The following is a 570-nucleotide window of genomic DNA, read 5'->3' on the forward strand; positions in this document are numbered from 1 at the left end:
TCCACGGCGCCGACGACGCCCCTGTTCTGGCGGCCCAGACCGCCACCCAGAATGCCACGGCCGGCACCGCCTTCTCCTTCGTGCTGCCGGCCGGCACCTTCACCGATGTCGACAGCGGCGAAACGCTGACCTACACGGCAACCTCTGCCGACGGCACGGCACTTCCCACCTGGCTGAGCTTCAATGCCTCGACGCGCACCTTCAGCGGTACGCCGACGACATCAGGCACGTCAGACATCAAGGTCACGGCAACCGACATTGCCGGCCTCGCCACCAGCGAGACCTTCAGCATCAATACGGCCGCAGCCCCCACCACCTACAGCCTGTTCAGCGCTACCAGCACGCCGGCCCAGACGAACCTCAATGACAACAGGCAGATAGAGCTCGGCGTCAAGTTCCAGGCGAATGTTGCCGGTACAATTACCGGCATCAAGTTCTACCGGAGCGCCAACGACAATGGCCAGAACGTCGTCGACCTGTGGACGACCGGAGGCACCAAGCTCGCCACTGCCACCTATTCCGGCACCACCGGGAGCGGCTGGCAGACGGTGAACTTCGCAACGCCGGTCA

The 570-nt window shown here is 64.2% G+C and carries 1 protein-coding gene; it reads left to right on the forward strand.

The genetic code is table 11. The features are described from left to right. A partial coding sequence (locus IB248_RS30950; protein WP_192242246.1) for a DUF4082 domain-containing protein occupies window positions 1–570 on the forward strand: 570 nt, incomplete at both ends.

It is taken from the genome of Rhizobium sp. RHZ01, assembly GCF_014851595.1.
Classification (GTDB): Bacteria; Pseudomonadota; Alphaproteobacteria; order Rhizobiales; family Rhizobiaceae; genus Rhizobium; species Rhizobium altiplani.